This window comes from Niallia sp. FSL W8-0954 (assembly GCF_038005605.1).
Classification (GTDB): Bacteria; Bacillota; Bacilli; order Bacillales; family Cytobacillaceae; genus Niallia; species Niallia circulans_A.
Window position 1 is genome coordinate 887371 of the sequence record NZ_JBBOTN010000001.1, and the last position, 13235, is coordinate 900605.

13 protein-coding genes and 1 riboswitch are annotated in these 13235 nt (G+C 37.2%); of the genes, 11 read left to right on the forward strand and 2 right to left on the reverse strand.

All coding sequences use genetic code 11. The features are described from left to right. The first annotated feature begins 295 nt into the window (after positions 1 to 295). The 3 genes from NX902_RS04310 to NX902_RS04320 all read left to right on the forward strand — a co-directional run bounded on the left by NX902_RS04310 (position 296) and on the right by NX902_RS04320 (position 3216). Positions 296 to 1000, forward strand: a complete 705-nt coding sequence (locus NX902_RS04310) for a 5-bromo-4-chloroindolyl phosphate hydrolysis family protein (RefSeq protein WP_217279846.1) — start codon at positions 296 to 298, stop codon at positions 998 to 1000. After that, positions 997 to 2133, forward strand: coding sequence for a toxic anion resistance protein (locus NX902_RS04315; RefSeq protein ID WP_095330947.1), 1137 nt, complete (start codon positions 997 to 999; stop codon positions 2131 to 2133). The genes NX902_RS04310 and NX902_RS04315 overlap by 4 nt, the downstream gene beginning before the upstream one ends. Positions 2134 to 2346: 213 nt before the next feature. After that, the gene (locus tag NX902_RS04320; RefSeq protein WP_163188520.1) at positions 2347 to 3216 is read left to right on the forward strand and encodes a PhzF family phenazine biosynthesis protein; all 870 of its coding nucleotides are present in this window, start codon (positions 2347 to 2349) and stop codon (positions 3214 to 3216) included. Positions 3217 to 3336: 120 nt separating this feature from the next. Here NX902_RS04320 and NX902_RS04325 read toward each other — a convergent pair whose 3' ends face one another. Then, positions 3337 to 3825 carry a QueT transporter family protein gene (locus NX902_RS04325; protein WP_095330951.1) on the reverse strand — a complete coding sequence of 163 codons (489 nt, stop codon included), beginning with the start codon at positions 3823 to 3825 and terminating at the stop codon, positions 3337 to 3339. A gap of 6 nt (positions 3826 to 3831) precedes the next feature. Then, positions 3832 to 3876: riboswitch (PreQ1 riboswitch) on the reverse strand. Positions 3877 to 4232: 356 nt separating this feature from the next. Here NX902_RS04325 and NX902_RS04330 point away from each other — a divergent pair. From NX902_RS04330 to NX902_RS04355, 6 genes are all read left to right on the forward strand, one after another. Further along, complete coding sequence (locus NX902_RS04330) at positions 4233 to 5252, forward strand: efflux RND transporter periplasmic adaptor subunit (RefSeq protein ID WP_095330953.1); 1020 nt, start codon at positions 4233 to 4235, stop codon at positions 5250 to 5252. Continuing rightward, positions 5249 to 5950, forward strand: a complete 702-nt coding sequence (locus tag NX902_RS04335; protein WP_095330955.1) for an ABC transporter ATP-binding protein — start codon at positions 5249 to 5251, stop codon at positions 5948 to 5950. The genes NX902_RS04330 and NX902_RS04335 overlap by 4 nt, the downstream gene beginning before the upstream one ends. Continuing rightward, the gene (locus tag NX902_RS04340) at positions 5947 to 7125 is read left to right on the forward strand and encodes an ABC transporter permease (RefSeq protein ID WP_095330957.1); all 1179 of its coding nucleotides are present in this window, start codon (positions 5947 to 5949) and stop codon (positions 7123 to 7125) included. The genes NX902_RS04335 and NX902_RS04340 overlap by 4 nt, the downstream gene beginning before the upstream one ends. Before the next feature lie 102 nt (positions 7126 to 7227). Beyond that, positions 7228 to 7917, forward strand: a complete 690-nt coding sequence (locus NX902_RS04345; protein ID WP_095330959.1) for a response regulator transcription factor — start codon at positions 7228 to 7230, stop codon at positions 7915 to 7917. Next, positions 7856 to 9340, forward strand: coding sequence for a HAMP domain-containing sensor histidine kinase (locus NX902_RS04350; RefSeq protein ID WP_176474219.1), 1485 nt, complete (start codon positions 7856 to 7858; stop codon positions 9338 to 9340). Before NX902_RS04345 ends, NX902_RS04350 begins: the two co-directional genes overlap by 62 nt. 19 nt (positions 9341 to 9359) lie before the next feature. Further along, positions 9360 to 9881, forward strand: coding sequence for an acyl-CoA thioesterase (locus tag NX902_RS04355; protein WP_047944652.1), 522 nt, complete (start codon positions 9360 to 9362; stop codon positions 9879 to 9881). 350 nt (positions 9882 to 10231) lie between these two features. On the opposite strand, the gene NX902_RS04360 is transcribed toward NX902_RS04355, so the two are convergent. Continuing rightward, the gene (locus NX902_RS04360; protein ID WP_171509331.1) at positions 10232 to 10381 is read right to left on the reverse strand and encodes a hypothetical protein; all 150 of its coding nucleotides are present in this window, start codon (positions 10379 to 10381) and stop codon (positions 10232 to 10234) included. Between the two features lie 457 nt (positions 10382 to 10838). Here NX902_RS04360 and NX902_RS04365 point away from each other — a divergent pair, with 457 nt between their 5' ends. Next, positions 10839 to 12032, forward strand: coding sequence for a branched-chain amino acid ABC transporter substrate-binding protein (locus tag NX902_RS04365; protein WP_171509332.1), 1194 nt, complete (start codon positions 10839 to 10841; stop codon positions 12030 to 12032). A 219-nt stretch (positions 12033 to 12251) separates the two neighbouring features. Then, positions 12252 to 13229, forward strand: coding sequence for a branched-chain amino acid ABC transporter permease (locus NX902_RS04370; protein WP_047944649.1), 978 nt, complete (start codon positions 12252 to 12254; stop codon positions 13227 to 13229). The last annotated feature ends 6 nt before the right edge of the window (positions 13230 to 13235 follow it).

Consider the following 13235-nt stretch of genomic DNA (forward strand, 5'->3'; position numbering starts at 1 on the left):
TAGCAAGAAAAGAACCCCGTAAATGGTAAATACCATTTCGGGGTTTTTGCTGTAAACTGGTTACTTCCACATCTATCCAATAAAAGAGAAAACATGAAACAAGAGCCTAGATTTGATAGAATAAAAGCATCAAATCATTTTTTTATGCTTTTCCACATACACATAATGTAAGGACACATAACAAAATACGTCTTTAGTCGTAGAAAAGATTCCATTTAAAGTCTATAGCAAGAAAGAACTTGGTTACGTTAAAATAGAAGTAGATAAATCATCGATTTTTGAAACAAAAGCTGAAATGAAACGTATAAAAAATAAAGGAATACGAAGGCAGGAGTCGATTATAGTGAACTCATTTTTAATGTTTTTAGTACGAACAGGCATTTCTTTTCCTGTAGGTGCTTTAACATGGCTAATCAGTTATGTGGCATTTGACCAATATTTTATCCTATCCGTTCTATATGGAGTTGCGGCAACTGGAGTCTCTTATTTCATCTCAGATGGAGTAATTAAACATCAATTAATGGTAAGGCAAGGTTTATCAAGAAAAGAATATAAATTTATTCAAACACAGCTAAAGGAAGCGAATGAGAAAATTAGTCGATTAAATCGACATGTTTTTGCCATCCGCCACTTTCCTTCTTTTAAGCAAAGAATCGATTTAATGAGAGTAACAAAGAAAATCTATCGATTAACGAAGGAAGAGCCGCGCCGCTTCTATAAAGCAGAGAAATTCTATTATTCGCATTTAGATTCATTAGTGGAAATCGCAGAAAAATATGCCCTTTTATCTGCCCAGCCGAAGAAAAACAGAGCACTGCAGGCAACCTTAAATGACACAAGAAGAACATTAGAGCAGCTTTCTAGAACGCTGGAAGACGATCTTCATGGCATTCTATCAGATGATATTGATGATCTGCATTTTGAATTAGATGTAGTAAAACATACTTCTAATAAGGAGAAGGACACTGATTTGTTAGATGAAAGCAGGCGGACTAAATGACAGATGAACGACAAATGAAAAACATTACAGATGATTATTTCTCCGATCCTTTAGGAGAAAGCAATAATTTGTTCATGCAAAAAGGCGAAACAGCTGAAACTGTTCGCCTTATTGATGTTTTATCTCCACAAAATCAAAAACGAGCATATGAACTTGCAGATAAACTAGATCCAACCAATCACCGTACGATGATTGCTTACGGGGCAGCAGCGCAGAAAAAATTACTTTCTTTTTCCCATACAATGATTGAGCATGTGCAGCGCAAAGATGTTGGAGAAGTCGGGGATATCGTTAGTGATTTAATGGAAAAATTAAATGAAATCAATCCTGATGAATTACGGGTGGAAAAGAAGGGTTTTTTCCGCCGATTATTTAGTAAGCCTTCTAAAAGTGTCCATGAAGTCCTATCAAATTATCAAAAAGCAAGTGCCCAAATAGATCGCATGAGTGTGCGTCTTGAACGCAGTAAAAATGTATTGACTGCAGATATTCATTTATTAGAACAGCTTTATGAACATAATAAGACCTATTTTGAAGATTTAAACGTATATATTGCAGCAGCGGAAATGAAATACGAAGAAATGACGAAAAAGCTTATTCCGGAGCAAAAAAAACTTGCAGAGGAGTCCGGTGATCGAATGAAACTGCAAGAGGTCAATGATTTAATTCATTTTGCGGAATTACTAGAGAAACGTATTTATGATTTAAAAGTCAGCAGAGAAATTACCATACAAACAGCGCCACAAATCCGCTTGATTCAACATACGAACCGTACGGTTATTGATAAAATCCAGTCGTCGATCATGACATCGATCCCATTATGGAGAAACCAAGTTTCCATTGCTTTAACGCTTTTAAGGCAGCGTCATGCGATTGAAACACAAGCAAAACTGAATACAAGCAGAATGGATGCCAACGCAAAAGAGATGGTACAAATCGCCAAGGAAAACCGTCCGGCAATGGTCGAAATCGATTCGCTAAAAGAAACACAGCATAAACTGATGAGCTCATTAGAAGAGACTCTACATATCCAAGAAGAAGGAAAACAAAAACGTAATCAAGCAGAAAAAGAGATTACGGAAAGAGAAGGTAATTTAAAACAAGCATTAGATACGGTTGACAATAGGTATTAAAAAAAACTAAATACATGAAATTTTGTTCCTTTTTTGTGGAGACCAACCACACGAAATATAAAAGTAGCAAAAAGACCAAATAGCATACGATTTGGTCTTTTCTTCTGCCAAAAGCGCAGTAAAACTGATGGGCAAGTTAATAAAAAGGATATATATAGAAGTTTCCGCTGAATTTTAATAAACTTTGACTACAAAATAAGGAGAATAAAAACTATGAAATTAAAAGTATATACAGCCCATTCATTTGCTAAAACATTAGAAGGGGGGAATCCAGCAGGTGTTGTGCTGTATTCAGATGCTTTATCTGATGAGAATATGAAGAAGATTGCAGGCGATGTTGGTTTTAGTGAGACAGCTTTTGTCATGAAGTCAGAATCAGCAAATTTTAAAGTGAGGTTTTTCACCCCTGAAGAGGAAGTAGACCTATGTGGACATGCTACGATAGCAACATTTTATGTACTTCTGAATAAGGGGATAATTAAGCCAGGGGTATTTCTTCAAGAAACAAAGGCAGGAATTTTAAGTGTGGAAGTAAGGGAAGATTCGACCATTATGATGGAACAAAACACACCAAGGTTTTATGAAACAGTAAATGAGAAGGAAATTGCTGATTCTTTAAACATTAATCAATATGATCTGATAGATGAATTACCAATACAAATCGTTTCAACAGGTCTAAGAGATATACTTGTACCGGTGAAAAATATTAATATTGTGAATTCTATTACCCCAAATCTTAAAAAAGTATCCCAAATTTGTAATAAATATAATAGTGTTGGATATCATGTTTTCACACTTGAAACTCTGATTGGTTCTCATAGTTACTGCAGGAACTTTGCCCCTTTATACGGTATAAATGAAGAGTCTGCTACTGGTACATCCAATGGCGCCCTTGCTAGTTATCTATTTAAGTATAAAAATCCAGAAATGGGATGTGATTATTCCTATTTAATGGAACAAGGTTATTCGATGAAAAAGCCTTCAGAGATAAAAGTTGAATTAATGGTTGAAGGAAAAGAAGTAATAGATGTCAAAGTTGGTGGAAAGGTAATGAATTTATCGGAATTAATAGTGGAAATATAAATTCTAGTTAACGGATAATTGAATAAGAAAATAAACAAAGAATGATTGGATTATATTTCATATAAAATAAAGAGATCAAAATAATCTTAAGGAGCAAGATTATTTTGATCTCTTTGTATTTTAATCCATTAACTTCCCAAAGGGAATTCGCTTGTTTAAGAAATGCATAATAGGTATACCGATTGCCATGACAACAAATTCACCAATAGCTGTTGTTCCCCAAGTGATTAAGAAAGGGAATCCAAGTGCAAGATGTAATTGATAGGCAATAATAAACATATTAAAGGTAAACACAAGGGTATTAATAATCATTCGTAAAAGGTGACTTTTAATAAACTTGCTTATACCAATTGTGATTAACAAACAAATAATAGAATGAGCAACCCCAAAAGTTAAATCGTATAACTTAATGGTTGACAGGAATAAGTTTGCTAAAAATACGCCAACGACTATTCCATAAATATATTTTTTGTTAAATACAACAAGATGATTAAATAATTCCGAAACACGATATTGAATACTGCCAAAACCAATCGGCGCAATCGCAATCGTAACAGCGACATACAATGCAGCCACTAAACCGTTCATTGCAAGTGTTTTTGTTTTCATTTTTTCTCTCCCTTAGTTTTTTTACGTGGGATGGTCTCGAACCACGTTATCCAATAACTTTCACACAATAAGTTATCATATAATAGGAAGCCTATGTTCGTCAATGGAATTTTATCCCGTGATGATGGAGGGATAAGGTTGGGTGATTAGAGAGGTATCGGATTAATTGAATATTAATTAATAAAAGCGGAGAAAGTTAACAGAGAATCCGTCTCTGTAACCACAAACAAGAAGAAAAGCAACAGAGCCCAATCCCCTGCACCCCCCAAACAAAATTGTAAATCCTAAAAAAGTTTTCCCCTGACTTCTTCCTGACACATAACTCTTTTATTCTATTACTTGTAAACAGCAAGACAATGAATCAAGTAAATTCATTAAAATAGAATAGAAAGAGGTTGAAGCAAAAAATGAAGAAAAGTATAAAGAAGTGGATTATTAGTGGAGTAACAGTTTTGGTAATAGGGACGGGGATTGGGTCTTATTATTATTTTAGCAATGATAATCAAACAGAAGTAAGAGCACAGGCTAGGTCGCAAACAGCAACGGCAGAAGCTGGTGATGTTGAAATAGAGGTAAGTGGTACTGGAAGCATTGCAGCTATCAATAAAGAGACTTTCACTTCTGAAGGAAATGCAACAGTAGACGAGGTGTTAGTCGAAGTAGGGGATGAGGTAGAAGAAGGCGACGAGCTAGTAACATTCGAGAATGATACACTCGACCCAATTGTTGCAACTTTTTCTGGTGAAATTACAGCTCTAAATGTTGCAGAAGATGGCAATGTATCAATGGGAACAGAAGTTGTAACAGTTACTGATTATGACAATCTAGAAATGGTAGTTAACGTAGATGAATTAGATATTTCGAAAGTAAAGGCGGGCCAAGCTGTTAATGTAAAAGTGAGTGCACTGGAAGACAAAGAGTTTACTGGAAAAGTTACGAGTGTAGCAAAAGAAGCAAACAGTGACAGTACTAGTGTCGCAAAATATGCGGTTGCGGTGAAAATAACTAAGCCCAGTGGATTGTTGGTTGGAATGACAGCAGAAGCTACTATCACAACCGATAAAGCGGAAGATGTCGTGACGGTTCCTGTAGAAGCTGTACAAAAGGAGAATGAAGAATATTATGTTCTAGTAGCAAATGGCACAACTACTAATGAAGATGGCACAAAGGAAACTGCCTCAACAAAACAAACGGTGGAAGTAGGATTACAAAATACAGAAGTTGCGGAGATTAAAAGTGGTTTAGAGGAAGGAACAACGGTAGTACTGCCAACATTTGAATCATCAAGTGATAGTGAAACACAAGGAATGTTCCCTGGTGGTGGCCAAATGCCAAATGGAGAAGGTAGAGGTCAAATGCCAAATGGTGAATTCAGAGGCCAAGGCGGCGGAATGCCTTCCGGTGGATTTGGAGGTAGAAATGAATGATAGAAAAGCATGCAATTGTCGAAATAAAAAATGTGAAAAAGGAATATACACTTGGAGGAGAGACAGTTACGGCATTGGATAATGTAAGCTTTACAGTCAATAAAGGGGATTTTATTGCTATCATTGGGCCGTCTGGTTCAGGTAAATCAACATTAATGAATATAATCGGTTGCTTGGATACACCCGATTCTGGTGAATATTACTTGGACGGGCAAAATGCTTTTTCGTTAAAAAGCAAACAGTTAGCAGAAGTGAGAAATCATAAGATCGGTTTTATTTTCCAATCCTTTAATCTGCTTACGAAACAATCTGCCTTTGAAAATGTGGAGCTGCCCTTGGTTTATCGAGGAATCGGAAGTAAGGAAAGAAAAGAAATTGCCATGCAGGCATTGAAAAAAGTAGGATTACTGGAAAGAGCGGGACATAAACCAACAGAATTATCTGGTGGACAGCAACAGCGCGTGGCCATTGCCCGTGCTCTTGCGGGGAATCCGCCAATCCTGCTTGCTGATGAGCCGACTGGAGCGTTAGACAGTAAGACAGGAGTCGAGGTAATGAATTTAATGAAAGACCTAAATAGACAAGGACATACCATAATTTTAATCACCCATGATTTAGAAATCGCTAAACAGGCTAAGCGAGTTATTCGCATTCAAGATGGTCGCCTAGCAGAGACAAAGGAGGTAGTTGTCTCTTGAAATTAGGACAAGCAATCAAGATAGCTTTTAAAAATATAGCAATGAATAAATTAAGAGCAGTGCTTACCATGCTCGGTATTATCATTGGTGTGGCAGCGGTTATTGCTTTAACCTCATTAGGAATGGGAGCCTCCAATTCTGTTTCCGATGACATTGCCGGCTTAGGAACGACAACAGTTTCTGTAAATTTATCGGGAAACTCTAGTGAGGAAGAGGTTGTCGATTATAATGAACTGATGGCATTTGCAGAATTTGACGAAGTAAAGGCTGTTTCACCAACAGTGACAACATCCAGTACACTCAGAAATGGAACGACATCAAGCTCTGGAGTTACTGTTACAGGTGTTACTACTTCTTATGAAGAGGTACAGGATATTACTTTGAAGTCAGGAAGAAATGTCATGGACATTGACTTGGATAATCGCAATAAAGTAGTGGTGTTGGGGTATAATATAGCAACCGAGTTATTCGGATTCGCAAATCCAGTCGATAAAACCGTTCAAATTGATGGAACAACATTTAAAGTAATCGGAGTACTTGCTGAAAAAGGGGAAGAGTTAACTGGATCTGTAGATGATTCTGTCCTGATTCCATTTACAACAGCACAACGCTTTATCGGTCAAACCTATGTAACTTCAGCAACAGTGCTTATGACGGATGAGGATTCAGTTGAAATGGGAATGGCAAAAATGAAGCAAGAATTATACAATCAGTTTGATGGAGATGAAACTACTTATTCTGTGCGGAATCAATCTTCTGTATCGGAGGCCCTTGATTCTGTTTCCAATACGATGACATTGTTATTAGCCGGCATAGCAAGTATTTCCTTAATCGTTGGAGGAATCGGAATTATGAATATCATGCTTGTTTCGGTTACAGAAAGAACAAGGGAAATTGGGATTAGAAAAGCAATAGGTGCTCGGAAAAAAGATATTATGCTCCAATTTTTAATTGAAGCTATTGTACTTAGTGCATTAGGCGGAATTTTAGGAGCAGCTATTGGAATCGCTAGTGCAGACATATTGTCGAGCACATTAGAGATGACTTCCCAGATTACGTGGTGGGTTGTCAGTGGTTCCGTTAGTTTCTCTGTACTAATTGGCATTATCTTTGGGATTTTTCCAGCGAACAAAGCATCTAACTTAAGTCCCCTTGAAGCATTAAGATATCAATAAGCGGAATAGATCAGCTGGATAGAAGGCTGATCTATTTTTTCTTCTGACAATAATAGGTATAATGAGTTTCATTAGGAAAAAATAAAGCATAAGGAAAAAATGATGAGAAAAATTCTAATTGTGGAAGATGAACTAGCAATTTCTATGGTTTTAGGAGCTTATTTAGAAAATGCAGGCTATGATGTAGATTATGCTTATAATGGAGAAGAGGCTTTACGGAAGCTAGAGGAAGAAACTCCTGCCCTTATTCTATTAGATATTATGATGCCATATGTAGATGGCTGGAGCGTCCTTTCGTTTATTCGTAAGAAATCGGCATGTCCTGTTATTATGCTTACAGCTTTATCAGATACAGAGCAAAAACTAAAAGGGTTTGAAAATGGAGCGGATGATTATATTACCAAGCCGTTTGTAGGGGAGGAAGTCATCGCCCGTGTCCAAGCGGTACTAAGAAGATCCTCCCATTATCAAGAAGATGAGCGAGTGAAATACTATGGCGATTTAAAAATAAATTATGTCTCCCATCAAGTTTTTCTTAATGGAATTGAGGTTCCCTTCACTCCGCGAGATCTTTCTGTCTTTCTCTTTTTAGCAAGCAATCCAAATCAAACATTTACAAGGGATCAGCTTCTGGATCATGTATGGGGAAATGACTATGATGGAAGTGATCGGGCGGTTGATCTAGCGATTAAAAGAATAAGGAAATTATTAAATGGGTGGGATCCAAAAGATGGCGAAATTAAAACATTACGCGGATTGGGCTATCAATTTTATATTCAGGAAAAACAATAAAGAAAAAACGCCTCTTCTCTATTATTGGACAAAAAGATATTTGCTGACATTATGTGGAGGACTTTTGATTATCGGGATTATTTCAATTTTGTGGATTCGCCATAATGCTTTGGAAAATCGCTTAGAATTAACAAAATTAGTTGCCCAGGAAATAGCGGAGCATGCTAATGAAATGGTAGAAGGCAGATTGAAGGATATTCGTCTGCCATTTTTGCAGGATAGACAGAAGTTTATCAATGAAGGGCAGCCACTAGATGTTTTTCTAAAAGATGCTGCCGGTAATATCCGCTCTATGAATCAGAACTTCCCACCAGATTCTCGCGAAAAACAGCAGCTAATTGAGTCTTTGCCCTTAGTCAGTGAATTAACGATTAAAAAGGTCACGCTCTGGAATAATCAAAAAGCATCAGTTGTCATAGCCCCTATTCTAAAGGATGGGACGCCAACAGGTTCAGTCTATATCATTCAGCCGCATAATCAACTGCAGCATTTAAATAAGGAAGAATATCAATTACTGGGATTGTTGCTTCTTAGTTTGGCGCTGCTAGGCTGGTTCGTTATTTATTCTTTATCTAAAAAGATGGCAAAGCCGGTTGAAGAGGTTGCCAACGCTGCTCAACAATTAATGAATGGTAACTATCACATTACATTAAATGAAGAAGTGCAGGAAAAAGAGTTATACCAATTGATGCTGTCTTTTAACGAAATGACTAAGCGCCTCTATGCATTGGAAAGTTTACGGACACAATTGCTCGCAGGAGTTACCCATGAATTAAAAACACCGATCACCTCTATCAGTGCTTTAATTCAAGCTGTCAATGACAATGTCATTCCAGAAAAGAAGAAAAGCCAATTTTTATCGATGAGTTTAAAAGAAGCTGGCAGACTGCAAAGCATGGTAGAGGATTTACTAGATTTTAATAGCTTTAGTGCTGGTTCAATTAAAGTGAATAAGGAAAAGCTGAATGTACAGGCGACTTTAAAAGAAATTATTTATCAATGGGAAATTGTCCATACGGAGTCTTTGTCCTCTGCGAAACTTACCTTTATAAATCCAGAAAAGCCGATTTTTACCATGCTTGATAGTGTTCGTTTTCAACAAATTATCGTAAATTTATTAAATAATAGCTTACATGCAATCAAGGGGAAGCAGGGTGGAAAAATAACAATCCGATTAACCCATGATGACCAGAACATCAAAATTTTAGTTGAAGATAATGGCTATGGCATACCAAAAGAAGAACAAGCTTATATTTTTGAACGATTTTATCGAGGGAAAAATAAGAAAGATATCGAGCGTGGGATCGGCTTAGGATTGCCATATAGTCTTCTGCTCGCCAAAGCACAGGGAGGATATTTATCTTTACAAAATTCAGATGGTAGATCTACAATATTTCTATTACAATTTCCAATACTTACTTAAAAAAAGGGGGCTGTTCGGAATGACAGTTCAAGAAGAAAAATATTGCAAGGAATCATTAGTAGTAAAAACAAGCCGAATATTCCCAATTGATACAAATAACCATAATTCCTTATTTGGAGGGAAACTGATGAGTTATATAGATGATGTGGCCTCTATTTCTGCATCGAGACATTCAAGAAGCGATGTAGTCACAGCTTCAACGGACTCCGTTGATTTCCTGTTTCCTATTCGCCCGACAGATTCTGTATGTTTAGAATCCTATGTAACACATACAGGAAAATCATCGATGGAAGTTTTTGTGAAGGTAATAGCAGAAAATTTAAAAACAGGGGAAAGAAAGCTCGCTGCTACATCTTTTTTAACCTTTGTTGCATTAGATGAGAACGGCAAGCCAAGACGGGTTCCTAAAGTAATCCCCCAGTCCGAGGAAGAGACCATGCTTTATAACACAGCAGAACAACGCGTAAAAATACGTAAAGATAGAAGAGAACATAGTAAGGCATTTGCAAGTGTTATTAGTACAGATATGCCTTGGGGATAAGTTGACCCTGGTTTGGCTGATAAGTCGAGGAGATTGGCTGATAAGTCGAGAGTTTGGCTGATATTGGCGAGAGTTTGGCTGATAAATCGGTAGTTTGGCTGATAAATCAGTAGTTTGGCTGATAAATCGGTAATTTGGCTGATAAATCGGTAGTTTGGCTGATAAGTCGAGAGTTTGGCTGATAAGTCGAAAGTTTGGCTGATAAATCGGTAGTTTGGCTGATAAGTCGAAAGTTTGGCTGATAAGTCGTAAAGTTTGGCTGATAAGTTGTAGAGATTGGCTGATAAGTTGTAGAGATTGGCTGATAAGTTGTAGAGATTGGCTGATAAGTCAGTAGTTTGGCTGATAAATCAGTAGTTTGGCTGATAAGTCGAGAGTTTGGCTGATAAGTCGAGGAGTTTGGCTGATAAGTCGAAAGTTTGGCTGATAAGTCGAAGAGTTTGGCTGATAAGCCGTAGAGTTTGGCTGATAAGTCGAAAAGTTTGGCTGATATCAGCCAAACTCAGACCCTCTACATTCAATTTGAGTGTAGAATTCTATTAATCTCAGAAAAAATGCTAAAAAATCACTAATAAAACGATAAAATAGACAATTTGACAACGAAACTACCCCGTTTCCACCACACCCACAAAGCGAATGATCTCCACTCAACCTCCCCATATTAGAAAGTAATGCCCAATCATTTGCTATCTTTTCTCTCATCCAATCCTCAAACTAAATTAAATTTCCCCCCAACAAATGTCCAATATGCGGAACAACCAATCATTCCTAATCATTTCGAAGTACGAAGAAAAGCTTCAGAATATATTAACTTTTCAGAAAAATATACTGTTAAATTTTCTGACAATATGAAAGACACTTGTCTAGAAGAAGATTATAATCCAAACATGGAACAGGAGCAATTGGGAAAATATCCTGTCGTTTCATAGATAAAAAGACAATGATAGGGGGCATATTATGTTATCCAAAAAAGTACTTTCTTTCGCGATGACTGCAACATTAGCTTTAGGATTTATGAGTGGTTGTGCTTCAAACACAAACTCGGATTCAGGGGATTCAGGAGACAAAAAAGTAATTAAAATTGTTACACAATCACCACTTTCTGGAGGCAGCGCTACATTAGGGGAAGCAATTAAATTAGGAGCGCAGCTGGCTATTGATCAACAAAAGGATAAGTTTGCTGAATTAGGATTCGAACTTAAATTAGATGCACAGGATGATCAGGGAGATCCGAAAAAAGGGGTTGCTAATGCTAACTTAGTGGTTGCGGATAAATCTGTATTAGGGGTAGTCGGTCACTTAAACTCAGGTGTTTCCATTCCAGCATCTGAAGTTTATGAAAAAAATAATCTTGTAAGTGTATCTCCGGCAAGTACAGCCACTGACTATACGGATCGCGGTTTAAAAACAGTGAGCCGTGTTGTTGCTCGCGATGATTTTCAAGGTCCTGCTGGGGCACAATATGCTGTGGAAACTTTAGGGGCAAAGAAAATTTTTGTTGTTCAAGATAAAACAGCTTATGGTTCAGGTCTAGCAGATGCCTTTAAAGAAGCAGCGGAAGATTTAGGAGCTGAAGTTGTTGGTTATGAGGGAATTACCGTTGGTGAAAAAGACTTTAACGGTGTTTTAAACCAAGTAGCCTCTAAAAAACCTGATCTAATCTATTACGGTGGCCTTTATGCAGAAGGGGGAATTTTGGTAAAGCAAGCACGTGAAAAAGGATTAGATATCCCATTCATGGGTGGAGACGGTTTAGACTCATCTACTTTTGTTGAAATCGCAGGAGATGCTGTGAAAAATACCTTCATTACTTCCGTTGCCGGTGATACAACCCAATCAGAAGAAGGAACGAAATTTGCTGAAGATTATAAAGCAGCATTCAGCAAAAACATAGAGTCCTATTCTGCCTATGCATACGACTCTGCAGCAGTTTTATTAGCAGGCATTGAAAAAGCAATTAAAGAGAATGATAACAAATTACCAACTCGTGAAGAGGTTACCAAAGCTGTGCGTGCTACACAAGATTACAGAGGGGTAGTGACAGAAGTTGGATTTGATGAGAAAGGAGATAATAAATTCGCAAAAATCTTTATTTATAAGTTTGATGAAGCCAAATACCCAGCTACATTAGATGGAGAAATTAGCCAATAAACGAGTAAATAAAAAGGACATGGATATCAACCGTCCTTTTTATTTGCAAAGAACTAAATGCCGGATATTAATCTTAGCTATTTAGTAGATAGAAATCAGCATATATGGTGATTTCGTCAATAGAAAGAATCTGTTGAGTAACCGTAGCGGGAAATCTTTCATCTTATGCGGTTAAACTCTATCTACTAAAACCATTAAATCAAAAGTGTGGGGAAGAGAATGCTAACTGAAATTTTACAAACATTACCGCAAGTTTTAATTGATGGATTAACATTAGGAGCGGTGTATGCCGTTATTGCATTGGGATACACAATGGTTTATGGAATATTAGAATTGATAAATTTTGCTCATGGGGAAATATTTATGTCAGGTGCATTCATTGGCACGGCCATCTTAATTACTTTAACAAGTCTAGGATGGACTTCGATGCTGCCTGCTGTACTTTCCTTAATTGTCATGCTCCTAATTACTAGTCTCATCACAGGTTTTTTAGGAATGGGAATCGAAAGAGTCGCTTATCGTCCACTGCGAAAAGCACCAAAGTTAATTGCTCTTATCTCAGCTATTGGTATCTCCTTTTTACTACAGGATATCGTTCGTTTCATTACAGAATTATTCAAAGGGAATTACATAATTACTTCGCCTAATCTATTTTCTGACAAAATAAATATCGGATCTGTTTTCGGTTCTCATGCTGCAAGTTTTAAAAGCTCGTTTTTAGTTGTTATTATAGTAGCCGTTATTTTGATGGTAGGATTAGATTTTTTTGTTAACAAAACAAAGTGGGGCATGGCGATGAGAGCTGTGGCGCAAGATAGAGACACGGCATCTTTAATGTCTATTAATGTGAATAAGGTTATCTCTGTCACTTTCTTTGTAGGATCTGCTTTAGGCGGCGCCACTGGTGTATTATTTGCTGTTCAATATGGAACAATCGATCCGTACATTGGATTTATACTAGGACTTAAAGCTTTTACTGCCGCAGTTTTAGGCGGAATTGGCAATATACGCGGAGCAATGCTCGGCGGTATGTTAATTGGACTGATTGAAATGTTCACCGCAGCGAATCTGTCGGTTATCACAGGCGGGATTATGGGAGCAGAATATAAAGATGTTGTTGCATTTGCCATATTGATTATCGTCCTTATTTTTAAACCAGAAGGCTTATTTGGCAAAGCCGTAGCAGAGAAAGTGTAGGTGGAA

Coding starts and splice junctions, on each gene's coding strand:
- NX902_RS04310 (WP_217279846.1), top strand. CDS start 296: ATGAAACGTATAAAAAATAAAGGAATACGAAGGCAGGAGTCGATTATA.
- NX902_RS04315 (WP_095330947.1), top strand. CDS start 997: ATGACAGATGAACGACAAATGAAAAACATTACAGATGATTATTTCTCC.
- NX902_RS04320 (WP_163188520.1), top strand. CDS start 2,347: ATGAAATTAAAAGTATATACAGCCCATTCATTTGCTAAAACATTAGAA.
- NX902_RS04325 (WP_095330951.1), bottom strand. CDS start 3,825: ATGAAAACAAAAACACTTGCAATGAACGGTTTAGTGGCTGCATTGTAT.
- NX902_RS04330 (WP_095330953.1), top strand. CDS start 4,233: ATGAAGAAAAGTATAAAGAAGTGGATTATTAGTGGAGTAACAGTTTTG.
- NX902_RS04335 (WP_095330955.1), top strand. CDS start 5,249: ATGATAGAAAAGCATGCAATTGTCGAAATAAAAAATGTGAAAAAGGAA.
- NX902_RS04345 (WP_095330959.1), top strand. CDS start 7,228: ATGAGAAAAATTCTAATTGTGGAAGATGAACTAGCAATTTCTATGGTT.
- NX902_RS04350 (WP_176474219.1), top strand. CDS start 7,856: ATGGCGAAATTAAAACATTACGCGGATTGGGCTATCAATTTTATATTC.
- NX902_RS04355 (WP_047944652.1), top strand. CDS start 9,360: ATGACAGTTCAAGAAGAAAAATATTGCAAGGAATCATTAGTAGTAAAA.
- NX902_RS04365 (WP_171509332.1), top strand. CDS start 10,839: ATGTTATCCAAAAAAGTACTTTCTTTCGCGATGACTGCAACATTAGCT.
- NX902_RS04370 (WP_047944649.1), top strand. CDS start 12,252: ATGCTAACTGAAATTTTACAAACATTACCGCAAGTTTTAATTGATGGA.